Genomic DNA, 22,052 nt, shown 5'->3' on the forward strand with positions numbered 1-22,052 from the left:
CGGCCTCCAACCACTCAATCTTGATGGAAGGAACCCAAAATGAACGGAGCTGATACAGCCTGGATCATTGTGGCGACGGCTTTGGTGCTCTTTATGACGCTCCCCGGTCTCGCGTTGTTTTACGGCGGGCTGGTACGTGCCCGAAATGTGCTCAGCGTCTTCATGCATTGCTACGCAATTGCCTGCTTGATGAGCGTTCTGTGGCTGGTCGCGGGATACTCCATCGCATTCGGCGGCGGCACCAGCGGTTACTGGGGCGGGCTGGACAAGCTGTTCCTGAGCGGCGTTGATGCAGACAGCCTGGCAGGCACCCTGCCCGAAGTGCTGTTCTTTGCCTTCCAGATGACATTTGCCATCATCACACCGGCGCTGATCGTCGGCGCCTACGTGGAACGGGTTGGGTTTGGCTTTGTGCTGACCTTCTCCGGGCTGTGGATGCTCCTCTGCTATGCGCCTGTGGTGCACTGGATCTGGGGCGGCGGCATGCTGTCCGATGGCGGTATCTTTGGCGACATCGGCGTGCGTGATTTTGCCGGCGGCATCGTGGTGCATGAAACCGCAGGCCTTGCCGCGATCATCATTGCCGTCTTCCTTGGGCCGCGCAAAAACAGCACGACGCCGCCGCACAATCCCGGCTTCGTGGTCATCGGTGCAGCCATGCTCTGGGTTGGTTGGTTCGGCTTCAACGGCGGCTCGCAACTGGCAGCAGACGGCGGCGCAGCCATGGCGCTGACCGTGACGCATATTTCGGCCGCCACGGCATCGCTGACCTGGGCACTGTGGGAAAAGATCAAATACGGCAAAGCCTCGGTTGTCGGCATCGTCACCGGCACCATCGCAGGCCTTGCCTCGATCACCCCGGCCAGCGGTTTTGTCGGCCCGGTTGAAGCGCTGATCATCGGCGCCGTCGCGGGTATCCTGTGTCAGGAAGCGGTCAATCTGGTGCGCAATGTGCTGAAGATCGACGACACGCTGGATGTCTTTGCCGTGCACGGCGTTGGCGGCATCTTCGGTACCATCATGATTGCCGTCTTTGGTGCAGGCAGCTGGGCTGCGCAACTGGGTGGTCTGGCGGTCGTCGGGATCTTCACAACAGTTGTCACTGTGGTTCTGGTCAAAGTGGTCGCTGCTGTCACCGCCCTGCGCGTCGATGCAGAAGCCGAAACCAACGGTCTGGATATCTCGGCCCATGGTGAGCGGGCCTACGATCTGTCAAGTTAAGACAACAACTTAGAGAACTGAATTTCCTGAGGCAGGCCCCTTTTTTGAAGGGGCCTGTTTTGTGTCAGCCGCTGTCACTGCGCGGCGAGTGGCAAGGCTGCCCCGGCCACCAAGGCAGGAGACTAGCCGTAAAGATCCGCCGCCCGCCGTTCGAATGCGCGCACGATGCGCTGCATTGCCTCGTTGAATACCACGCCGATGATGCCCTGAAGCACCGCGTTCTTGAACTCGAAATCGACAAAGAAATCGACATTGCAACCGCCATCGGGACGATCTTCAAAAGACCAGTTGGATTTCATGTAGCGGAACGGACCGTCGAGGTATTCGGTATCGATCTTGCGCGTAACAGGAAACAGGGTCACCCGGCTGCCAAAGCGTTCGCGGAACACTTTGAAGGAGATCACCAGATCGGCCTCCATAACCTCAGCATCGCCCTGTGGCGTCACGCTGCGGATCCGGGCTGCGGCGCACCAAGGCAGGAATTTGGGATATTGCGCCACATCCGCCACCAGATCGTACATCTGCTGTGCTGAATAAGGCAGCTGGCGGGTTTCCGAATGGGTGGGCATGGTTTCGTCGAATTTCCTGCTATGATCGTGCCGCGTCATGTCCTATGAACGCGCGGGAATTTCAAGGGGTCAGCCATGTCACAGCGTCCATATGTCATCGATGTGATGATTTCAGCCAAGGCCATCGCCGCACGGATCGAAGAGCTGTGCGGCGATATCCACGCCGAGTTCGGGGACACCGACAAGCTGGTCGTCGTCGGCCTGTTGCGCGGCAGTTTCGTCTTTATCGCCGATCTTGTCCGCGAACTGGACCTGCCTATCGAGGTCGATTTCCTTGAGGCGTCCTCCTACGGTGACGGTATGGAGAGCAGCCGGGAAGTGCGCATTCTCAAGGACTTGCGCGGCGCCATTGAAGGTCGCGACGTGCTGGTCGTGGAGGATATCGTCGACACCGGGCATACGCTGAACCACGTGATCGGCCTTTTGAACAGCCGCAAGCCCGCGCGGCTTAAATCCATTGCCCTGCTCGACAAACCCTCGCGCCGCGAGGTGGATTTCCGCGCCGACTGGATCGGGTTCGAAATCCCCGATGAGTTCGTCGTCGGCTACGGCATCGATTTTGCGCAACGTAACCGCAACCTGCCCCATATCGGCAAGGTCCGCTTTACCGAAGACAGCGCCTGATCCCGCACCATAGCCTGGCGTCGGCGGTAACCTCGTTCAGTGGTTGCCACCTGGCGCCTGGTTCAGAACAGCGTCGATTGCAGCGGCAAAGATCGCAGACCCAACGGGGATAAGCTCATCCGGGAAATCATAATCCGGATTGTGAAGCTGCGGCATGGTCTCGCCTGCGCCGAGCCAGAACATAGCGGATTTGGCTACTTTGGAGAATTGACCAAAATCCTCTGACCACGGCTGTGGCACCTGCCACAACTGCGCTGGGTAACCCGCTGTTTCTGCGCCAAAAGACAAGATCTCGGTTGCCTCAGGGTGGTTGGTGCACGCATCAAAGACATCGTCATAGGAAACGGTGTATTCCAGCCCCTCTGCCGCGCAGACCTCTGCAAGAACCGCGTTGGCCTCCTCCGTCAACTGCTCCATCCGGGAATCGGTGACGGTGCGCAGGGTGACCCAGATTTCCGCCTCTCCCGGCGCGATGCCGAATGTCGGCTCCCCCAGCCAGGCGTGGGTAAGGGTTACGCGGGCGAAATCGGCGGACATCTCTCCGCCCGGCCCCAGTGCCACCAGTCCCGGCATCAGCTTGGTCAATGCCCCGGCTGGGGATACCCCGTCCTGCGGCGCCGCTGCATGGGAGGTCTTGCCCATGAGACGGATCCGCATGCCGCGCGACGCGCAATTTGCGGGTCCTTGACACAGGGCCACCGCACCGGCGGCGAGACCCGGATAGTTGTGAAGTGCAAAGGCATAGTCCGGTTGGATGCGTTCAAATTGCGGATCTGCAATAACAGCCGCGGCGCCCTTACCGGTTTCCTCGGCGGGTTGGAACAGCAGCACCACCCGGCCCGTTTGCGGACGGGTGCGCGCCAGATCCTCCGCCAGGGCGGCAACCATCACCATATGGCCGTCATGACCGCACAGATGCCCGCGCCCTGCATGACCCGACCGGTAGTCGGCGTCAGAGACTTCCTCGATCGGCAACCCATCCAGCTCACAACGGATCAGCACCGTCGGACCCTCGGCAGCGCCACGATAGACGGCCGCAACGCCGTGTCCGCCCAGCCCGGTCAACAATTCATCCGGCGCGTGTTGGCGTAGATACCCCGCAACCACATCGGCAGTTTTTTCTTCACTGCCAGAGACTTCCGGGATTGTGTGAAGCCTGTGGCGCAGCGCGGTCAGCTGCGCCCGACGCTCAGGCGTCATGCCCGACCCAGCCTTGCATTCCGGGCCTCGCGCAGCCGGTCAAAGTCATCCCCTGCGTGATAGGACGACCGGGTCAGCGGCGTGGCCGAGACCATCAGGAAGCCCTTGCCGTAGGCCGCCTTTTCATAAGAGGCGAATTCCTCGGGCGTCACAAAACGATCCACTGCGTGGTGTTTCGGGGTCGGCTGCAGATACTGGCCGATGGTCAGGAAATCGATATCCGCAGCGCGCATATCGTCCATCACCTGCTTCACCGCCTGCGCGTCCTCGCCGAGGCCAACCATGATTCCCGATTTGGTGAACATCGACGGATCCAGCTCCTTCACCCGCTGCAAAAGGCGCAGCGAATGGAAATACCGCGCGCCCGGACGCACCTCGGGGTAGAGCCCCGGCACGGTTTCCAGATTGTGGTTGAACACATCCGGGCGAGCTTCAACGACGGTTTCCAGCACTTCCGGCGCGCATTTGATGAAATCCGGGGTCAGGATTTCGATCGTGGTCTTCGGGCTGCGGTGGCGCACGGCCCGGATCGTCTGAGCGAAATGCTCGGCGCCGCCGTCCTCAATATCGTCGCGGTCAACGGATGTGATCACAACGTGGTTGAGACCCAGTTTTTCCACCGCATGGGCGACCCGGCCCGGCTCAAAGGCGTCCAGTTCCTCGGGCGGCTTGCCGGTGGCAATGTTGCAGAAGGTGCAGGCCCGGGTGCAGACCTCGCCCATGATCATCATGGTGGCGTGGCCCTGGCTCCAGCATTCGCCCACATTGGGGCAGCCGGCCTCTTCACAGACGGTCACAAGATTGTTTTCCCGCATGATCTTGTGGGTGTCGGCATAGCCTTTTCCACCGGGCGCCTTCACGCGAATCCAGCTGGGTTTCTTCGGCTGTTCGTTATCGGGGCGGTGCGCCTTTTCCGGGTGGCGCTGCGCGGGGATTTTCAGGTCTCTCACGGGTTTTTCCCTTGCGGCAACTGTTCATCCGCTGATGTATCACAGCCACACGGCAATGACACGGCCATTTCTGCAACCCTGGTTTCACCATTTCGCAACCGCCGCCGAACCGCGCCTTCAGCGGCATCGTGCCAGTCTTGTGATCATCCATCTCTGCAATGCGGCGCTGAACATTGCTTGTGCAGCATTCCCCATTGCAGCGTTTGCGCAAGTTTATTAAGCCAGCGCCCAGAACCGATTTTCACCATATGGAGACCGACATGAAAGCTGGCGTCAAACTGCCCGAGGTAACCTTCCACACCCGCGTTCGCGACGAAGCGATCGAAGGCCCGAACCCGTTCCGCTGGGAAGACAAAACCACCGCCGACTATTTCGCGGGCAAGCGCGTTGTGCTGTTCTCGCTGCCGGGCGCCTTCACCCCGACATGCTCCACCTACCAGCTGCCCGGTTTCGAAAACGGCTTTGCCGATTTCAAAGCCGAAGGTATCGATGCGATCTACTGCATGTCGGTCAACGACAGCTTTGTGATGAACAAATGGGCGGAATCGCAAAACCTTGAAAACGTTCAGGTTATCCCGGACGGTTCCGGCGAGTTCACCCGTAAGATGGGCATGCTGGTGGCCAAGGACAACCTCGGCTTTGGCGCGCGCAGCTGGCGTTATGCCGCCATCGTCAAGGACGGTGTCGTCGAAGCCTGGTTCGAAGAGCCCGGCCTGTCGGACAACCACGCCGAAGATCCCTATGGCGTCTCCTCGCCCGAAACCGTGCTGAACTACCTGAAAACCGCCAAGGCGGAAGTTGCAGCCTGATCTTCAGGCCTCCTGATCTTCAGCGGGCGCGCCCGGCGCGTGCCCGCTGTCCTGCCTGCACTGGCTGACAATCCCTTCCCCCACTGATCTGACGACCTCGGCTAGCTGTTCGAACCAGCCTTCGCCATCGGTTGAATCGCGTCGCACCAGCCCGATACGCCTATATGGCTGCGGCTCGGGGAACCTCTGTACTCGCAATCCTTCTGCACCGCCGCATTCTGCCTGCGCGGCAATTTCCGGCATCAGGGTCAGGCCGAATCCTGCCGCAACCAGTCGTGACAGGGTGGCCAGCGATCCCGCCCCCATATTGATTTCCGGCGCGGTACGTTGCATCCCGCAGATATCGAGCGCCTGATCGGTCAGGCAGTGCCCATCCTCCAGCAGCATCAGCTGCTCTGATCGCAGATCCTGCGGGCGAATGCCGGGACCATGGGCATTGATCTGCTCCAGCCGGTTGCAGGAGCCCGCCAGCAGGAACCGGTCGCGAAACAATTCAACCTCGACCAGACCATTACCGCCACTGGGCAAGGCCAGCACCGCTGCATCCAGCTCCCCGGCCTGTAACAGTGCCAGCAGCCGCTCTGTCGTGGCCTCGCGCACTTGAATCGCCAACTGCAAATCAACCGCGCGCAGCTGCGCCAGCGTTCCGGGTAGTAGATAGGGCGCAACGGTGGGAATCACCCCAAGGACAAGACTACGTCGTCCGCTGCTTTGATCCCGGGCCGTGCGCGCCAGGGTCTCGGCCGCCTGAAGCACCGCGTCGGCCTGCGCCAGCACCTGCCGCCCCAGCGGGGTCAGCACCACATCGCGGGCTCGGCGTTCCACCAGGGGACCGCCCATCACGTCCTCAAGCGCGCGGATCTGAACCGACAGCGCCGGTTGGGAGACATGACAGGCCTCGGCAGCGCGGCCAAAGTTCCTGTTGGCGCAAAGCGCCTGAAAATAGGTCAGTTGTCGTAGAGTGAAGTTCATAGCTTCTATTTATCCCAGCCAATCAAAACCACAAGTCGCAGCTATCACCCGATCAGTCTTTCCTGCTCTCCCTCCTGTCCGCAGGATTCGTAGTGGGATTGCAGCTGCTGCAGGGCGATGCGCAGCACGATCTTTCCAGATCGCGCCGACCAGCCAAGCTGCCGCTCTGCCGCCTCAAGCCCCTCAAGGTAGCAACAACAGCGCAGGGCGATATCGCTGAGCCCGGCGCCAAGGGCCGCCAGTGCCCGCCGCGCCCGGTCCCGGGCCGCCCGGGCTGTTGCGCTTGGCATCGGGGTTGGTTCCGGTCTGGCACAGGACTCACCGCCGAAATAAGCCGCCTCCTGCATCAGGTGATTGCCGATCTGGGCCACTTCGAAATCCTCGCGCAGACGTTTGCCGACCCGAACCAGGTCGGGCGGCAGGAAGGGCTCGCCGTTCTTGTCGATAAGCCGCGCCAACATATCCATCGGTGTCTCCCCGCCGCCATAACGCGTGCGCCTGGGGCGTGGCGATTGTCCTTTGTGGCCGCTGGGCCCCCCGGCAAGGGCCGCGATTCCGTTTTCGGCACGGTTGCGTGCCTTGTTCTCACGCTCGGCGATCAGCCGGGTCAGAAGGTTACGACCGTTACTGGTGATCTGGTAGCGGCTGAGCCGTCCGGACCGGGTGCAATCAATCCAGGTCAAAAGCGCCATCGCCCCGGCCAGCCCGCGGCTCACCGACAGCTTCGCCTCGACCGGATCGCCCTGCCGGACCACCACAGCGGTTTCCATACCCTCGGCCACCGCCAGAACAGCGCCGGGTTGCGCAAGACGCGTGAGGATTTCAACAGAACGGGCTTCAAGCAGGGCAGTTTGCGAAGGCGGCAGCGCCCCGCTTTCCTCAGCCCCAGAATGCCAACACGCCAGCGCAGTCAGAATGCTATCGATTAACGGGTCGTCGCGCCGGATCTCAATCCGGCGCACCTGCCGCAGCACCGTAGACGGATGACAGCCCGCCTGACGGGCCAGTTGCCGGATCGATTGCCCTGTTTCCGTATGCTGCAGATACCTTTGCGCATCCTCGGGAAGCCAGTCCGGCAGCTTCGAAACAGATAGTGTACCCATGATATCAGATCCCCGACTGTTGTTCAGGGAATAATCCACGGGGCACCCCCATGGTTACCCACAAGGGGATCGCGTCCTACTCACCTGTTTTTAAACAAAACTTCGCGTCCGACCATCATTCATTTCAAATTTATATCAATCAACCAACAATACAGCGCGCGCTAGTATGCCCTGCGCCGCAACACCCGTTTTGGTTGCGTTATGACATCGCCGCCCGTCGTCACAGAAAGGACCCGCGCGATGCAAGATGTTCTTAGCCGCCTAGCGGCGTTGCACCGACCCCGCCTTCTTGTCCTCACCGCCAGAATTGGCGCCAGCAGCTACCTGCGGGAGAAGAGCCTGAACCGATTGCTGGGATATGGCGCCCGGCCCAGCCCGTCGGCAGCGATCCTGAAACTGTTGGACATGGAGTATGAGCTCAACGCATGCCGCCTGCTGCGCGATGCGGGGTATGACCTGCGCCGCCATATCGAGGTGCTGATCGCGCTGATGGGAGAGGCAAATCTCCTGCGGAGCAGTAAGGAAACATGATCCTCTCGGGGCGTTACTCATTCGACAGAACAGAAAAAGGCGGCATCCGCATGGCCACCGCCTTACAGGACCGCCCATGCCGGACAGCCCCCAGCTTTCCGAGGCTTACAGGAAGGAATCCGGCATGGATGCCTTTTTCTCAGCCACGTAGGCTTCCAATGCATCCTTGATCGCCGGGTCCAGCGCAGGCGGCTGATAGGTCGCCAGCAGGTGATCAACCCGCGCAGAGGCAAGCGCATAGGTGTCGCGTGCGCCTTCCTCTTCCCAGGTTTCAAAGGGCTTGTAATCCAGCAGATCGGATTTCCAGAACGCCGTTTTAAAGTTCGCCTGCGTATGGGCGCAGCCCAGATAATGGCCGCCGGGACCTACTTCGCGGATGGCATCCATCGCCTGATCGTCTTCGCTGACGGTGACGCCCTTGGCCAACCCGTGCAGCACGCCAAGCTGATCGGCATCCATCACGAATTTTTCGAAATCGGCCACCAGACCACCTTCGAGCCAGCCACAGGAGTGCAGCATGAAGTTGACGCCGGACATCAGCCCCATGTTGAGCGAGTTTGCTGTCTCATAGGCGGCTTGAGCATCGGGCAGTTTCGAGCCGCAGAACGACCCGGCCGAGCGGAACGGCAGACCCAGACGGCGCGCCAGTTGGCCCGCACCATAGGTCACCAGCGATGCCTCGGGCGTGCCAAAGGTCGGAGCGCCGGAGTTCATATCGATGGAAGAAACGAAGGCGCCAAAGATGACCGGAGCGCCCGGACGGATCAGCTGGCTATAGGCCACACCGGCCAGAACCTCGGCCAGAACCTGCGTCAAGGTGCCCGCCACCGACACCGGCGCCATGGCGCCGCCAACGATAAAGGGCGAAATGATGCAGGCCTGGTTGTTCTTGGCATAGACTTCCAGCGCGCCCATCATCACATCGTCGAAGGTCATCGGCGAGTTGATGTTGATGAGCGAGGTCATCACGGTGTTGTCCTGCACGAACTCCTTGCCGAACAAGACGCCGCACATATCAACCGAATCCTGCGCGCGACTCGGTTCAGTGACCGATCCCATGAAGGGTTTGTCGCTCAGCGTCATATGCGCCAGCAGCATGTCGAGGTGACGCTTGTTGACCGGCACGTCGGTCGGCTCACACACGGTGCCACCGGAATGGTGCAACCATTTGGACATATAGCCCAACTTCACGAACTTCTGGAAATCCTCCAGCGTCGCATAACGACGGCCACCTTTGGCATCGCGCACGAAGGGCGGGCCATAGATCGGCGCCAGCACCAGATTCTTGCCGCCGATTTCGACGCTTTTCTCCGGGTTGCGCGCGTGCTGGGTGAAGGTGCTGGGCGCGGTTTCGCACAGTTTGCGGGCCAGACCACGGGGAATACGGACCCGTTCGCCCTGAACATCCGCACCAGCGGCCCTCCAGCGCTCCAGTGCCGCAGGATTATCGACGAAGTTGACGCCGACCTCTTCGAGGATGGTCTCGGCGTTGGTCTCGATAATCTCTATGGCTTCCTCAGTCAGAACTTCAAAGTTCGGAATGTTCCGCTCAATGTACTTGGCGGTTTCGATCTTGATGCTCGAACGTTCGGCGCGACGGGCGGCGCCTCCGCCCCCCCGGCTGCGCCGGCGCGGTGCTGCTTCAGTCATTGTTTTTCCTCACCAAAGCCGTGTCATTGACCTCGTGTCTACGCCCTTGCCCCGGCGCGGCGCCGAAGGATAACGGCCAATCAGGTTGAAAACCGACATATTCGCGGCAAAATTTCTGGGCACCTCTGTACAGTATTGCGCCGTCTGCGATGACGATGTCGTTCAGCTGGGCCTTGCATCTCTGATTAGCCATCAAAGCCGCACCTTTGGGGCGCAAATCCTTGCAGAGACAGGTTTCAGGCCATCTGCCCTCTTGCCAGCCGCCCTGTCTGCCCCTATGAGCCAGACATGAGCCAGACATCCCATGACCGCCTCCTGATTATCGACTTTGGCAGCCAGGTCACGCAGCTTATTGCGCGTCGCCTGCGCGAGCTGAACGTCTATTGCGAAATCCACCCCTACCAGAATGTCACGATGGACTTTGTGCGCGAAATGGCGCCCAAGGCCGTGATCTTCTCCGGGGGGCCGGACAGTGTGACCCGCGAGGGATCCCCCCGCGTGCCGCAAGAGATTTTTGACTATGGCGTGCCGATCCTTGGCATCTGCTACGGCCAGCAGGTGATGATGCACCAGTTGGGCGGCAAGGTGCTGTCGGGCCACGGCACCGCCGAATTCGGCCGCGCCTATGTGACCCCGACCGTCGACTCCCTGCCGCTGCTGAACGGATGGTTCCAGGACGACAGCGACCGCGAGCAGGTCTGGATGTCGCATGGCGACCACGTCAGCGAAATTGCACCGGGTTTCAAGGTCTACGGAACATCGCCCAACGCCCCCTTTGCAATCACCGCAGATGTCTCGCGCAATTTCTACGCGGTGCAATTCCACCCCGAGGTGCATCACACGCCGAACGGCGCCAAACTCTATGAGAACTTCGTCAAGCTGGCCGGGTTCAGCGGCGACTGGACCATGGGCGCATACCGCGAACAGGCAATCCAGGCGATCCGCGATCAGGTCGGCGACAAGCAGGTGATCTGCGGTCTGTCCGGCGGCGTCGACAGCTCGGTTGCGGCCGTGCTGATCCACGAGGCGATCGGCGATCAGCTGACCTGCGTCTTTGTTGACCACGGTTTACTGCGCAAGGGTGAGGCCGAAGAGGTCGTCACCATGTTCCGCGACAATTACAACATGCGCCTGATCCACGCGGATGAGCAGGACCTGTTTCTGGGGGAACTGGAAGGCCAGTCCGACCCGGAAACCAAGCGCAAGATCATCGGCAAGCTGTTCATCGACGTGTTCCAGAAACACGCCGACACCATCGAAGGCGCCGAATTCCTCGCTCAGGGTACGCTCTACCCTGATGTAATTGAGTCCGTGTCCTTCTCGGGCGGGCCTTCGGTCACGATCAAATCCCACCACAACGTGGGCGGCCTGCCTGAAAAGATGGGTCTGAAACTGGTCGAACCCCTGCGCGAGCTGTTCAAGGACGAGGTCCGAGCGCTGGGCCGCGAGTTGGGCCTGCCGCAAAGCTTTATCGGTCGTCACCCCTTCCCCGGACCGGGTCTTGCCATCCGCTGCCCCGGCGAGATCACCCGCGAAAAGCTGGACATCCTGCGTGAGGCCGACGCGGTCTATATTGACCAGATCCGCAAGCATGGCCTTTATGACGAGATCTGGCAGGCATTTGTCGCGATCCTGCCGGTGCGTACCGTCGGCGTAATGGGAGATGGCCGCACCTATGACTATGCCTGTGCCCTGCGCGCGGTGACTTCGGTCGATGGTATGACTGCGGATTACTATCCGTTCACCCACGAGTTCCTCGGCGAAACCGCCACCCGGATCATCAACGAGGTCAAGGGCATCAACCGCTGCACCTACGACATCACCTCCAAGCCTCCGGGCACGATCGAGTGGGAATGATCCTTCGCGTGTAAGTCGTTGATACTTTAGATTGACGGCTTACACATTCTTCTTGGGCGCTCAGACCTAACATTGATTTTCCGAGGTTCAGACCTCCAACTCTGAGAATGGGGAGTGTGGCTCAGGTTTCGAGTGATGACGTCCCGCATCCCATTGTCTTGCGAAGTCTCTTTGAAAAACGTCCCTCGGCTGGTACGGATGGCGTGCAACTCTGTCGTGACGACTGACCAATCAAGGCCCCCCAATCATCTCGGCAACGAAGCCCTGACCGCGCCAAACCATGCTGTGGTCTGCGCTCTCCCGTAGAAACAAATAGGCCCTGCCGCAGCAGGCGCACGTACGGACTGTCTCTTCTGCACGGGAATAACGTCACCAATTTCGGTGACTAAAACCTCGTACATTTCCTGCACACACCGGCACTCGTTTCTTTCCCAGGAAAGAGAGAGTTCCGCGCAAACACCGCACCAAATCTTGACTACGCCCCACCCCCCGACTACAAAACCTATGGCATTATGAAAATTCGAAACGAGACAAAAACAATGGCTAATCAGTTCGAAAAAATCCCCACTACGCTGGATGATGTCTTTGTCCTAAAACGTTTCACACACGCCGACGAACGGGGGATATTTACCAAAACATATAATTCCAAGATGTTCGATGAGTTAAACCTAGGGGAATCCATTGAAATCCGAGAGTCTCTATGCAGTATTTCGAAAAAGAACGTTATACGCGGAATGCATTACCAGACCGCCCCTTATGGCTGCGCAAAAATTGTAAGCGTTGTCAAAGGCGAGATTATTGACGTTATTGTTGGAGTGGGCGGAGCGTCAAACGAACGAAACAAAGGTAAATTTTTCTCCGTTAACCTATCCGACAGCAACCGGAAAAGCCTATTAATTCCGGATGGATACGCGCACGGCTTTCTGGTTCTTAGCGAAGAGGCCGTAGTTGTTTATCATCAGACAAATCATTTTGACGCGGCTTCTGACACCGGAATTCATTTTGATTCATTTGGATTTCAATGGCCGGTACAAAGCCCTATTATCAGCGAAAAAGACGCAGCGCTTCCGGGGTTGAACGAGGTTCTCTGATGCACTCAAAGGATTATTCGACCTGAGACCTTATTGGATCAAAATATGGTTGAAAACGGAGCGTTGATGAATGCTCTGAAACACTTCAAACGGCTCCTTAAACATCCGCTCCACACCGTATTATTTATTTAACAAGCGGCGACGGAATACATTTTACCTTCACTCCTGTACGCAACAGTGATGCGCTGAGGCAATACAATCTAGCAATACGGTGTTGCCGATTTTCGATAGCTATCCCGTCCGCCTTGAGCACTTTAACGACCGGATAATTTTGCTCTGACACTTACGAAGATTTTCGACCGGGTTCGAACCTCCCTTTTTTCAACTTAAGAATACATATTTTTAACACATCCTTCCTAGTTTGCTTGGCGTTGCTCCAGTACGCAAAGGCTGACCCGTGATCATTTGCCACCCTCTCAGGCTCATTTTCATCAAGACGATGAAGGTCGGGGGAACGTCGTTCGAGATCGCCCTGTCGAGTCTGTGCGATGGCGACAGCGTCATCACCCCCATTGCTCTGGATGACGAGGCTTTGCGCCGCAGGCTGGGGATTCTCGGCCCGCAGAATTATATCGCTCCGATATGGCGCAACGCTGATGGCGAAGAATACTGGAGAAGTTCAGGAGATTTCGTCAACCACATCCCGGCCCCAAGGGCTAAGGCCCTTATTCCACCCGACGTCTGGGACGGATATCGCAAGATTACCATCTGGCGTGACCCCTTCGATGTGGCAATTTCGCGCTATTTCTGGGTGGGCGGCACCGCAACCGGGATGCATTTTGACGAGTTTATCGACCGTCACCGGAGCTTTCTGCACGACAATGCCCGGATCGCACCCCTTACAGGAGAAGCCGCTCTCGACAGCTATCTGCGGTATGAATGCCTTGCGGATGACATGGAGTCGCTTCAGGTGCCGGGCCTGAAAGATCTGTTCCAGGCGTTGAACGCCAAGAGCAATATCCGCCCCAAATGGGGCACATCTGTCGCGGAAACATATTCCATGTTCCCTGCCGCGGCAGAGATCATCGCAGAAGAGTGCAAGGAAGAAATCGCCTTTTTTGGCTATCAGAATCCATTGTCACATGCGCCCCCCCAAGCAGCACAAACAAAGGACACAATCCATGTCTGAGCTCATATTCTCCCTCGCAGCAGGCCGGTCTGGCAGCGCCTGGCTTGCCAAGTTTTTGGAAGCGAACCTAGGCTTTCCAACCGTGCACGAACCGTTCGGCATTGACGATTTTGGCAATACCATGCCGGATATTCGCACCATGCGCTCCTTCAATATGCGCGGGATGGATGACGTGGTCCGCGGGTTCTGGGGCCGAAAGATGGCAAGCCTGCCAAAAGATAAGCCCTATGCGGAAACCAACCACACGCTCGGCAAATGTGGTCTGATCGAAACTCTGATCGATCATCCGCGCTGCGACGATACGACAGTCATCATCCTACGCCGGAACCTAGCCAAACAATGCGCCAGCTACATCCAGCGCAATGATTGCGGGAACATGACGCTATTGTGGCAATGGTACCTGGCCCCCAATTATCGCAATGTCATCCTGAAACCCGAGTCCTTCCTGAAAATGGGCGTCGTCGGGACCGCGCTTTGGTACACGCTCGAAATGGAATGCCGTCAGCATTACTATGAACAAGTTTACGGCGACCGCGTCAGATTTGTGCATGCTCAGCTGGAAGACGTCATCACGCCTGAGGGCGCCCGCAAGCTGCTTGCAGATCTTGGCCGAGACCAAGCCGCAACGCTTCCTCCAAAGGCCAATGCGAATGTGGCGCCTCCTGACGTTGGGCTGATCGATGAGATCGACACTTTTCTGTCGAAAACCGGTTTCGACGCCCAAGCGCTGGTGGCCCAGTACCTGGACGCGGAGTTTAGCCTGGATCAGTCACACAAGAAACAGCCACAGGTCGCTGCCTCCTCTTGACCCTTCCATGCAATTGGGCCTTCTTGCTGCCCAAGCCATGCGGGGGACGACACAATGCAAGAGCAGCCAATACAGATCGCCAAGGCGGCACTGTGGATGACCGGCTCGATCGTCTCGTTCTCCTCCATGGCCATCGCCGGGCGCGAGGCGGGGCTGACGCTCGATACCTTTGAGATCATGGCCTACCGCAGCGTGGTGGGCGTGATCGTGGTGGTGGCGATCCTGACACTGACCGGCAAATGGCATCAGGTCAGCCGCGAGCGCATGGGGCTGCACCTGGTGCGTAATCTGGCGCATTTTACCGGCCAGAACCTATGGTTCTTCGCCGTAACGGTCATTCCGCTGGCTCAGGTCTTCTCTCTTGAATTCACCTCCCCCATCTGGGTGATCATCCTGTCGCCCCTGATGCTAGGCGAGCGTATGACGCGGGTGCGGGCGGGCGCGGCAATGCTGGGTTTCATCGGCATTCTGATCGTCGCGCGCCCCTCGCCGGAAACGATAAACGCCGGTGTTCTGGCGGCGGCTGGCTGCGCGATTTTCTTTGCCCTGACGGCGATTTTCACCAAGCGCCTGACCCGCCACGAAAGCATCGCCTCTATCCTGTTCTGGCTCACCTCCATGCAACTGGTGTTCGGCTTTGCCATGGCAGGCTGGGATGGCGATGTAGCGGTGCCGGATGCAGCCACCCTGCCCTGGCTGGTACTGATTGGCCTTGCTGGCCTTACCGCGCATTTCTGCCTGACCAACGCCCTGTCGCTGGCCCCGGCCACCGTGGTGATGCCGATCGATTTCACCCGTCTACCCGCCATCGCGATTCTGGCGATGATCCTATACGGCGAAGAGGTGGTGATCTGGACCCTGCTCGGCGCTGTGGTGATTTTCGCTGCGAACTACATCAACATTCTGGATGCGTCCGGCAGGCTGCGCCCGCGCGGTGCGCGCATCGGCTAGGGCTTTCTGCCCAAACGGCAGATGAAGCCGCAGGAAACGGGTCGCGGCAGCATCCCTTTCGGCGCAGAAAAGCGGCATGACAACGCAGCATTCCATATCCCCCCGCGCCTGGGTCGAGCTGAGCCTATTGGCCTGCCTCTGGGGCGCCTCCTTTCTGTCGATCCGCATCACACTCAACGAAGTGCCGGTACTGACCTCGGTATTCTACCGTTGCGCGGGCGGCGCCGTGGTCCTTTGGGTTGCGGTACTCCTCCTGCGTCTGCCGCTGCCGCGCGCGCCCCAGGTCTGGGGGAGTTTTCTGGTGATGGGGCTGCTCAACAACGTGATCCCCTTCGTGCTGATGGCCTGGGGACAGCTCCATATCGAAACCGGGCTGACCTCGATACTGAATGCCACAACGGCAATATTCGGAGTTCTGGTGGCCGCGCTGTTCTTTGCCGATGAAAGGATCACGGCACGGCGGGCCATCGGAGTCGCCTTGGGGTTTCTGGGTGTATCGACGGCCATTGGCCTCAGCAGTTTTGCAGATTTCGATCCGCGCAGCGCGGCGCAGCTGGCAGTTTTGACCGGCACGCTCTCCTACGCGTTTGCAGCGGTCTGGGCAAAACAGCACCTCGCTGGCCTGAAGCCGCAAGTGGCCGCTGCGGGAATGTTGACAGGCTCCGCCCTGATCCTGCTGCCCCTCACGCTGGTTGTGGATGGGGTGCCGCGCCTTGATCTGATGCCAGTCACCTGGCTCGCGATTTTCTACTATGCGGTCTTTGCTACGGCGGGGGCATATCTTCTGTACTACCGGGTGCTGGCGATGGCGGGCAGCGGCAACCTGATGCTGGTGACGCTGATGATCCCGCCCGTTGCCATCCTTCTGGGCGCCGTGGTGCTGGGCGAGGCCCTGCCGCCCCATGCCTACCCCGGATTTGCGCTTCTGGCGCTTGGCCTGCTGATCATTCAGGGGCGCATTCCCCTGCCCCGACGCCTTCGGCGGAATTGACCCGGCCGCAGACACTGGCTAGCAAGGCGCCAGGTGATCAAGGATCTGGAATGCCAATGCTTTATTCTTCCGCTCAGGCGTGGCGCGACGCCCCCAGCAAACGCGTGCTGTTCTTTGGCATGTCGGGACTCGGCAAGACCTACATCAGCAACATCCTGCGCGGCGCGGGGGGCTGGTTCCACTACTCGATCGATTACCGCATCGGCACTCGCTACATGGGCGAATACATCGCCGACAACGCCAAGGCCGAGGCGATGAAGGTCCCCTTCCTGCGTGATCTGCTGCTGTCGGATTCGATCTACATCGGATCGAATATTACCTTCGACAACCTGACACCGGTCTCCTCCTACCTCGGCAAACCCGGCAGCCCGGCCATGGGGGGCCTCCCGATGAGCGAATACCGTCGCCGTCAGGAACAGTTTCGCCTGGCCGAAATCCACGCCCTGCTGGATACCGAATATTTCATCGACCGGGCCGAGAGGCTTTATGGCTATCCGCATTTCATCTGCGACACTGGTGGATCGATCTGTGAATGGGTGGATGCCGCGGATCCGAACGATCCGGTCCTGACCGAACTGTCCAAACACACGCTAATGGTCTGGATCAAAGGTGACGAGGCCCATACCGAAGAGTTGATTCGCCGCTTTGATCGCGCGCCCAAACCGATGTCCTATCAGCCGGAGTTCCTGAGCAGGGTCTGGGAAGACTATCTTAGCAAAAACAATGTACCAGAGGCGGATGTTGACCCCGATGCCTTCATTCGCTGGACCTATGCGCAGGCGCTGGCGCACCGTCAGCCGCGCTATGAGGCGATGGCGCAGAACTGGGGTGTGACCGTCACCGCCGACCAGATCAGCGCCGTGCGCGACGAGGCTGGTTTCGAGGACTTGATCGCCAGCGCACTTGAGAGTGCCGCCTAGGCAGCTTATCTCTTGCCCTCAGCCCAACACATGAACCGCAAGGACCTGACATGCCTATCAAGATCCCTTCTGACCTGCCCGCCTATGACGTTCTGACGAACGAAGGCGTGATGGTCATGTCGCCGGATCAGGCGGCGCGTCAGGATATCCGCCCGCTGCGCATCGGCCTGCTTAATCTGATGCCGAAGAAGATCCAGACGGAGAACCAGTTCGCCAGGCTGATCGGCGCGACGCCGCTCCAGATCGAACTGTCTCTGATCCGGATGACCGAGCACCAGACCCGCAACACCGCGGCTGAGCATATGGCCGAATTCTATCGCCCCTTTCAGGAGGTGAAGGACGAGCGCTTTGACGGGTTGATCATCACCGGCGCCCCAATCGAACATCTGAATTTCGACAACGTCACCTATTGGGATGAGCTGCGCGAGGTGTTTGAATGGACGCAGACCAATGTGCACTCCACCTTTGGCGTCTGTTGGGGCGGCATGGCGATGATCAACTATTTCCACGGCGTCAAGAAACACATGCTGGATCACAAGGCCTTTGGCTGCTTCCGGCATAAGAACCTCGCGCCTGCCTCGCCCTACCTGCGCGGGTTTTCAGACGATTGCGTCATTCCCGTCTCGCGCTGGACCGAGATGAAACAGGATGAAATCGACAGCCATCCAGAGCTCATCACCCTTCTGGGAAGTGATGAGGTTGGCCCCTGTCTGGTCGAGGATCCGCACCATCGCGCGCTCTATATCTTCAATCACTTCGAATATGACAGTGATACACTGAAGCAAGAATACGACCGCGACGTTGCCAATGGCACCGAGATCAACGTGCCGATCAACTACTACCCGGATGATGACCCCAGCCGCACGCCGCAGAACCGCTGGCGCAGCCATGCGCATCTGCTTTATGGCAACTGGATCAACCAAATCTACCAAAGCACGCCCTTCGATCTGAACAACATCGGTCAATAGCGCATTGTTATCGCTTGCCTTTGCCATGGCTGCAGGCGTCGGCATCACCGCCCTGCAAGGATCCCGGCGGGAGGCCCGCGCCAGGGCCAGCCACCCGCCTGAAGGCCGGTTCATTGAGGTGGGTGATGCCCGCGTGCACGCGGTCGAGATGGGCCAGCCGCAGGGCTCGGCGCCAGATCTGGTGCTGATCCACGGCTCCAACGGCAGCACCCGCGATATGAGCTTTCGCCTCGCCCCTGCGTTGGCCGACCGTTTCCGCGTACTGATGTTCGATCGCCCCGGTCTCGGCTATACCGCAGCGCCAAAGGCTGGCAATGCAACGCTGCGGGATCAGGCGGCCCTCCTGCAACAGGCCGCAGCCAGCCTTGGCGCCGAACGTCCCATCGTGCTGGGGCAAAGCTATGGCGGGGCCGTGGCGCTCACCTGGGCTGTCTACCATCCGGATGATCTCTCGGCGCTGGTCTCGGTCTCTGGCGTATCGCACCCTTGGGATGGCTCGCTCGATCCATTCTACAAAGTGACAGCCTCGCCGCTGGGTAGCCGTCTGGTGGTGCCGCTGATCACCTCCTATGTGCCGGAACGCACCGTGACCCGCGCGCTGGAGGATGTCTTTGCCCCCCAACCAGTGCCAGAAGGATACGCCGAGCATTTTGGTCCCGGACTGACCCTCAGGCGCGGATCGCTCCGGGCCAATGCCCTGCACCGGGCCAACCTTCTGCGCGATATCAAAGCGCAGGCACCGCAGTATGACCGCATCAAGGTACCGGTCGAGCTTGTGCATGGCGACGCCGACACCACCGTTGGGGTTCATCTGCACGCCGCAAGACTGGTCAAGGACGTGCCGCAGGCCCGGCTGACCCTACTCGACGGGATTGGCCACATGCCACACCATGTGGCCACCGGGGATGTGACAGACGCCGTGGACCGCGCTGCCGCCCGCGCCGGGCTTTAGGTAAATCGGAGTCACATTGCGCCGCGCAATGCCCTATAAAGAGTTGAGGACAGGAAGGTTTTGCCCATGACATTGCCAATTGACGGCGCCATCAGCCGCTATTTCGAGACCGGCGCGCCTTCTGACATCCGCAAGGCTATCGCCGATGGGGGAAAGAAAGCGATATTGGATTCGGACTATCCGCATGCCGCGCGGATGAAGAAAAAGCCCTATGAGCAATCCATGGACGCGTTGCAGATCGAGTTGGTGAAACTGCAATCCTGGGTCAAAGCCTCTGGCGCCCGTGTCGCCGTGGTGTTCGAAGGCCGAGATGCCGCAGGAAAAGGTGGCACAATCAAACGCTTTCGCGAAAACCTTAACCCCCGCGGCGCGCGGGTTGTGGCGCTGCAGAAACCGACCGAGGCTGAGCAGACGCAATGGTATTTTCAGCGCTACATCGACCATTTGCCCTCGGGCGGTGAAATCGTATTTTTCGACCGCAGCTGGTACAATCGCGGCGTCGTCGAAAAGGTCTTTGGCTTTTGCACCGACACGCAGCGCGAGCGCTTCTTCCATCAGGTTACAGGGTTCGAGGAGGCTCTGGTCGAGGACGGCATTCACCTGTTCAAGATCTGGCTGAATGTTGGCCGCGCCGAGCAGCTCGATCGGTTTCTGGCCCGCGAATCCGATCCGCTGAAGCATTGGAAGCTAAGCACCATCGACGTAAAAGGGCTGGAACGCTGGGACGCCTATACCGATGCCATCGGCGAAACCTTCCGCCGCAGCCACACCAAGGTGGCCCCCTGGACCGTCGTCCGCTCGGACGACAAACGCCGCGCGCGGCTGGCTGCCATCCGTTCGGTCCTGCATGGACTGGATTATGACAACAAAAACGCCGAGACACTCGGGGACGTAAATCCCCTGATCTGTGGCGGACCGGACATCTGGAATGCGTAAACGCGGCTATCATCACGGCAACCTGCGTCAGGCCCTTGTGGAATCCGCACTGGGTCTGATCGAGGCAAAAGGCCCGACCGGCTTTACCTTGTCCGAGGCGGCAAAACAGGCGGGCGTCACCCCGGCGGCAGTCTATCGCCATTTCGAAGGCCGCGAGGATCTGATCGCAGAGGCCGCGAAACAGGGCTTTGCGATGTTCGCCGATCTGATGCAGCACGCCTATGAAAAATATCAGCCCTCGGCCCTGGCGGCATTTGAGGCAACGGGACGGGCCTATCTCGCCTTTGCCCGCAAACATCCCGGCCATTACATCGCGATGTTCGAAAGCGGTATTTCCGTCAACCGCACGCCCGAACTGGCGGATGCCGCTGCCCGCGCACGGGGCATCCTGGAAAAGGCTGCTGCGGATCTGAGCCAGCACATCCCGGCCGAAAAACGCCCGCCCGCAGCGATGTTTTCCGCCCATATCATGGCGCTGAGCCACGGGGTCGTGGAGCTTTATGCCCGCAACACGCCCGGTGCCACCTCGCCCTTCTCGCCCGAGGATCTGCTTGAAAGCGGGATCATGATCTATCTGCGCGGTCTGGGCCTGATTGAACCCGACAAATAGGCACCGCGGCTGCGCCTTTGTACGTAGGTTCCAGGGCGGTCCAACCCCCCGTTTCAGCCACACAGACAAACCACGGAAAAAGGCCGCAGATTTCTCTGCGGCCTTTCTCTGTTCTGCTGTCCAGCGATTAACGCTTGGAGAACTGGAACGAACGACGCGCTTTGCGGCGGCCGAATTTCTTACGTTCAACGACACGGCTGTCGCGGGTCAGGAAGCCAGCAGCCTTCAGAGCGCCGCGCAGAGCGGGATCGTAAAGTTGCAGAGCTTTGGAGATGCCGTGCTTAACCGCACCGGCCTGACCGGAAAGGCCGCCGCCTTTGACGGTTGCGTAGACGTCGAACTGGTCTTCGACACCGGCAACGGTGAACGGCTGGCGCAGGATCATCTGCAGCACCGGACGGGCGAAGTATTTGTTCAGCTCTTTGCCGTTCACTTCGACCTTGCCGGAACCCGGCTTGATCCAGACGCGTGCGACTGCGTCTTTCCGCTTACCGGTTGCATAGGCACGACCCAGCTCGTCACGGACGGGCTCACGGGAAATGGTTTCTTCAGCGACAGCTTCAACGCCTGCAACGGCGCCCAGCTCTTCGAGAGTGTTGATCTGATCAGCCATCGGTCTCAGCTCCGCGTGTTTTTCTTGTTCATGGATTTGACATCCAGAACCTCGGGGGCCTGGGCCTCATGCGGGTGCGCGGCACCAGCATAGATACGCAGGTTGCTCATCTGCTGGCGCGCCAGACGGTTGCCCGGCAGCATGCGCTTCACAGCCTGATAGACAACACGCTCGGGGTGCGCGCCTTCCAGGATCTGTTGCTTGGTGCGGGACTTGATGCCGCCCGGGTGGCCGGTGTGCCAGTAGAAGTGCTCGTCGCGCTTCTTGCCGGTCATCTGTACCTTGTCGGCGTTGATGATGATGACGTTGTCGCCCATGTCCATGTTCGGCGTGAACGACGCTTTGTGCTTACCGCGCAGGCGCATGGCAACGATCGAGGCAAGACGGCCCAGAACAACGCCTTCGGCGTCGATCAGGATCCAGTTCTTCTCGATATCTGCCGGAGTAGCAGAGAAGGTTTTCATGGCAGGTCTATCCTGTTTGTCGTGAAGATGAGCCGGAATACAACTCACCTGAATTCGATGGACGGGGTTTACGGGGATCTCCGCACTGCGTCAACACAGCAAAACAACAATTTATCACGTAAAATCAGTGTGT

23 protein-coding genes are annotated in these 22,052 nt (G+C 59.4%); 15 read left to right on the forward strand and 8 right to left on the reverse strand.

What is annotated here, in order from left to right; genetic code table 11:
* Nucleotides 1–39: 39 nt before the first annotated feature.
* Nucleotides 40–1,221, forward strand: a complete 1,182-nt coding sequence (locus SM763_RS00540) for an ammonium transporter (protein WP_368996996.1) — start codon at nt 40–42, stop codon at nt 1,219–1,221.
* Nucleotides 1,222–1,343: 122 nt separating this feature from the next.
* Here SM763_RS00540 and SM763_RS00545 read toward each other — a convergent pair whose 3' ends face one another.
* Complete coding sequence (locus SM763_RS00545; RefSeq protein ID WP_274834066.1) at nt 1,344–1,790, reverse strand: type II toxin-antitoxin system RatA family toxin; 447 nt, start codon at nt 1,788–1,790, stop codon at nt 1,344–1,346.
* A gap of 75 nt (nt 1,791–1,865) precedes the next feature.
* On the opposite strand from SM763_RS00545, the gene hpt reads away from it, so the two are divergent.
* Entirely contained in the window at nt 1,866–2,414 is a 549-nt protein-coding gene (hpt, locus tag SM763_RS00550) for a hypoxanthine phosphoribosyltransferase (protein ID WP_368996998.1), read from the forward strand.
* Nucleotides 2,415–2,450: 36 nt separating this feature from the next.
* Here the strand turns inward: hpt and SM763_RS00555 are convergent, their stop codons facing one another.
* On the reverse strand, nt 2,451–3,614 hold the full coding sequence (locus SM763_RS00555; RefSeq protein WP_368997000.1) for an amidohydrolase: 1,164 nt from the start codon (nt 3,612–3,614) through the stop codon (nt 2,451–2,453).
* On the reverse strand, nt 3,611–4,564 hold the full coding sequence (lipA, locus tag SM763_RS00560) for a lipoyl synthase (protein WP_368997002.1): 954 nt from the start codon (nt 4,562–4,564) through the stop codon (nt 3,611–3,613). The genes SM763_RS00555 and lipA overlap by 4 nt, the downstream gene beginning before the upstream one ends.
* A 260-nt stretch (nt 4,565–4,824) precedes the next feature.
* Between lipA and SM763_RS00565 the strand changes: the two genes are divergently transcribed.
* Complete coding sequence (locus SM763_RS00565; protein WP_065273451.1) at nt 4,825–5,373, forward strand: peroxiredoxin; 549 nt, start codon at nt 4,825–4,827, stop codon at nt 5,371–5,373.
* A 3-nt stretch (nt 5,374–5,376) separates the two neighbouring features.
* Here SM763_RS00565 and SM763_RS00570 read toward each other — a convergent pair whose 3' ends face one another.
* Complete coding sequence (locus SM763_RS00570) at nt 5,377–6,345, reverse strand: LysR substrate-binding domain-containing protein (RefSeq protein WP_274832207.1); 969 nt, start codon at nt 6,343–6,345, stop codon at nt 5,377–5,379.
* Between the two features lie 44 nt (nt 6,346–6,389).
* A complete protein-coding gene (locus SM763_RS00575; RefSeq protein WP_368997004.1) occupies nt 6,390–7,448 on the reverse strand; it encodes a DUF6456 domain-containing protein in 1,059 nt (352 codons plus the stop codon).
* Nucleotides 7,449–7,688: 240 nt separating this feature from the next.
* Here SM763_RS00575 and SM763_RS00580 point away from each other — a divergent pair, with 240 nt between their 5' ends.
* Nucleotides 7,689–7,979 (forward strand): DUF6477 family protein, encoded by a 291-nt coding sequence (locus SM763_RS00580; RefSeq protein ID WP_368997006.1) that lies wholly within the window; start codon nt 7,689–7,691, stop codon nt 7,977–7,979.
* 105 nt (nt 7,980–8,084) lie between these two features.
* On the opposite strand, the gene SM763_RS00585 is transcribed toward SM763_RS00580, so the two are convergent.
* Nucleotides 8,085–9,629: a trimethylamine methyltransferase family protein gene (locus SM763_RS00585; RefSeq protein WP_368997008.1), complete on the reverse strand. Its 1,545-nt coding sequence runs from the start codon at nt 9,627–9,629 to the stop codon at nt 8,085–8,087.
* Between the two features lie 288 nt (nt 9,630–9,917).
* On the opposite strand from SM763_RS00585, the gene guaA reads away from it, so the two are divergent.
* The 11 genes from guaA to SM763_RS00640 all read left to right on the forward strand — a co-directional run bounded on the left by guaA (nt 9,918) and on the right by SM763_RS00640 (nt 20,842).
* The gene (gene guaA, locus SM763_RS00590) at nt 9,918–11,486 is read left to right on the forward strand and encodes a glutamine-hydrolyzing GMP synthase (protein WP_368997010.1); all 1,569 of its coding nucleotides are present in this window, start codon (nt 9,918–9,920) and stop codon (nt 11,484–11,486) included.
* Nucleotides 11,487–12,025: 539 nt separating this feature from the next.
* Nucleotides 12,026–12,577, forward strand: coding sequence for a dTDP-4-dehydrorhamnose 3,5-epimerase family protein (locus tag SM763_RS00595; protein WP_368997012.1), 552 nt, complete (start codon nt 12,026–12,028; stop codon nt 12,575–12,577).
* 397 nt (nt 12,578–12,974) lie between these two features.
* Complete coding sequence (locus tag SM763_RS00600; RefSeq protein WP_368997013.1) at nt 12,975–13,706, forward strand: hypothetical protein; 732 nt, start codon at nt 12,975–12,977, stop codon at nt 13,704–13,706.
* Nucleotides 13,699–14,514 (forward strand): hypothetical protein, encoded by an 816-nt coding sequence (locus tag SM763_RS00605; protein WP_368997014.1) that lies wholly within the window; start codon nt 13,699–13,701, stop codon nt 14,512–14,514. The genes SM763_RS00600 and SM763_RS00605 overlap by 8 nt, the downstream gene beginning before the upstream one ends.
* Nucleotides 14,515–14,568: 54 nt before the next feature.
* On the forward strand, nt 14,569–15,465 hold the full coding sequence (locus SM763_RS00610) for a DMT family transporter (protein WP_274832200.1): 897 nt from the start codon (nt 14,569–14,571) through the stop codon (nt 15,463–15,465).
* 76 nt (nt 15,466–15,541) lie between these two features.
* A complete protein-coding gene (locus tag SM763_RS00615) occupies nt 15,542–16,456 on the forward strand; it encodes a DMT family transporter (protein ID WP_368997015.1) in 915 nt (304 codons plus the stop codon).
* Between the two features lie 56 nt (nt 16,457–16,512).
* Nucleotides 16,513–17,376, forward strand: coding sequence for an ATPase (locus SM763_RS00620; RefSeq protein WP_368997498.1), 864 nt, complete (start codon nt 16,513–16,515; stop codon nt 17,374–17,376).
* A 50-nt stretch (nt 17,377–17,426) separates the two neighbouring features.
* Nucleotides 17,427–18,344: a homoserine O-acetyltransferase MetA gene (gene metA / locus SM763_RS00625; RefSeq protein ID WP_368997017.1), complete on the forward strand. Its 918-nt coding sequence runs from the start codon at nt 17,427–17,429 to the stop codon at nt 18,342–18,344.
* Between the two features lie 4 nt (nt 18,345–18,348).
* The gene (locus tag SM763_RS00630; RefSeq protein ID WP_368997019.1) at nt 18,349–19,296 is read left to right on the forward strand and encodes an alpha/beta fold hydrolase; all 948 of its coding nucleotides are present in this window, start codon (nt 18,349–18,351) and stop codon (nt 19,294–19,296) included.
* Between the two features lie 66 nt (nt 19,297–19,362).
* A complete protein-coding gene (gene ppk2, locus SM763_RS00635; RefSeq protein WP_368997021.1) occupies nt 19,363–20,232 on the forward strand; it encodes a polyphosphate kinase 2 in 870 nt (289 codons plus the stop codon).
* Nucleotides 20,225–20,842 (forward strand): TetR/AcrR family transcriptional regulator, encoded by a 618-nt coding sequence (locus SM763_RS00640; RefSeq protein WP_065270202.1) that lies wholly within the window; start codon nt 20,225–20,227, stop codon nt 20,840–20,842. Before ppk2 ends, SM763_RS00640 begins: the two co-directional genes overlap by 8 nt.
* A gap of 127 nt (nt 20,843–20,969) precedes the next feature.
* Here the strand turns inward: SM763_RS00640 and rpsI are convergent, their stop codons facing one another.
* Both rpsI and rplM read right to left on the reverse strand, forming a co-directional pair.
* Nucleotides 20,970–21,455: a 30S ribosomal protein S9 gene (gene rpsI, locus SM763_RS00645; protein WP_065270201.1), complete on the reverse strand. Its 486-nt coding sequence runs from the start codon at nt 21,453–21,455 to the stop codon at nt 20,970–20,972.
* Between the two features lie 5 nt (nt 21,456–21,460).
* Entirely contained in the window at nt 21,461–21,919 is a 459-nt protein-coding gene (gene rplM, locus SM763_RS00650) for a 50S ribosomal protein L13 (RefSeq protein ID WP_065270200.1), read from the reverse strand.
* Between the last annotated feature and the right edge of the window lie 133 nt (nt 21,920–22,052).

The organism is Pseudophaeobacter sp. C1-32P7 (assembly GCF_041008775.1).
GTDB classification, from domain to species: Bacteria; Pseudomonadota; Alphaproteobacteria; order Rhodobacterales; family Rhodobacteraceae; genus Phycobacter; species Phycobacter gallaeciensis_A.

Bases quoted from the DNA above. Each gene is read 5' to 3' on its own strand.
- SM763_RS00540 (WP_368996996.1), top strand. From the start codon at position 40: ATGAACGGAGCTGATACAGCCTGGATCATTGTGGCGACGGCTTTGGTG.
- SM763_RS00545 (WP_274834066.1), bottom strand. From the start codon at position 1,790: ATGCCCACCCATTCGGAAACCCGCCAGCTGCCTTATTCAGCACAGCAG.
- hpt (WP_368996998.1), top strand. From the start codon at position 1,866: ATGTCACAGCGTCCATATGTCATCGATGTGATGATTTCAGCCAAGGCC.
- SM763_RS00555 (WP_368997000.1), bottom strand. From the start codon at position 3,614: ATGACGCCTGAGCGTCGGGCGCAGCTGACCGCGCTGCGCCACAGGCTT.
- SM763_RS00565 (WP_065273451.1), top strand. From the start codon at position 4,825: ATGAAAGCTGGCGTCAAACTGCCCGAGGTAACCTTCCACACCCGCGTT.
- SM763_RS00570 (WP_274832207.1), bottom strand. From the start codon at position 6,345: ATGAACTTCACTCTACGACAACTGACCTATTTTCAGGCGCTTTGCGCC.
- SM763_RS00575 (WP_368997004.1), bottom strand. From the start codon at position 7,448: ATGGGTACACTATCTGTTTCGAAGCTGCCGGACTGGCTTCCCGAGGAT.
- SM763_RS00580 (WP_368997006.1), top strand. From the start codon at position 7,689: ATGCAAGATGTTCTTAGCCGCCTAGCGGCGTTGCACCGACCCCGCCTT.
- SM763_RS00585 (WP_368997008.1), bottom strand. From the start codon at position 9,629: ATGACTGAAGCAGCACCGCGCCGGCGCAGCCGGGGGGGCGGAGGCGCC.
- guaA (WP_368997010.1), top strand. From the start codon at position 9,918: ATGAGCCAGACATCCCATGACCGCCTCCTGATTATCGACTTTGGCAGC.
- SM763_RS00595 (WP_368997012.1), top strand. From the start codon at position 12,026: ATGGCTAATCAGTTCGAAAAAATCCCCACTACGCTGGATGATGTCTTT.
- SM763_RS00605 (WP_368997014.1), top strand. From the start codon at position 13,699: ATGTCTGAGCTCATATTCTCCCTCGCAGCAGGCCGGTCTGGCAGCGCC.
- SM763_RS00610 (WP_274832200.1), top strand. From the start codon at position 14,569: ATGCAAGAGCAGCCAATACAGATCGCCAAGGCGGCACTGTGGATGACC.
- SM763_RS00615 (WP_368997015.1), top strand. From the start codon at position 15,542: ATGACAACGCAGCATTCCATATCCCCCCGCGCCTGGGTCGAGCTGAGC.
- SM763_RS00620 (WP_368997498.1), top strand. From the start codon at position 16,513: ATGCTTTATTCTTCCGCTCAGGCGTGGCGCGACGCCCCCAGCAAACGC.
- metA (WP_368997017.1), top strand. From the start codon at position 17,427: ATGCCTATCAAGATCCCTTCTGACCTGCCCGCCTATGACGTTCTGACG.
- ppk2 (WP_368997021.1), top strand. From the start codon at position 19,363: ATGACATTGCCAATTGACGGCGCCATCAGCCGCTATTTCGAGACCGGC.
- SM763_RS00640 (WP_065270202.1), top strand. From the start codon at position 20,225: ATGCGTAAACGCGGCTATCATCACGGCAACCTGCGTCAGGCCCTTGTG.
- rpsI (WP_065270201.1), bottom strand. From the start codon at position 21,455: ATGGCTGATCAGATCAACACTCTCGAAGAGCTGGGCGCCGTTGCAGGC.
- rplM (WP_065270200.1), bottom strand. From the start codon at position 21,919: ATGAAAACCTTCTCTGCTACTCCGGCAGATATCGAGAAGAACTGGATC.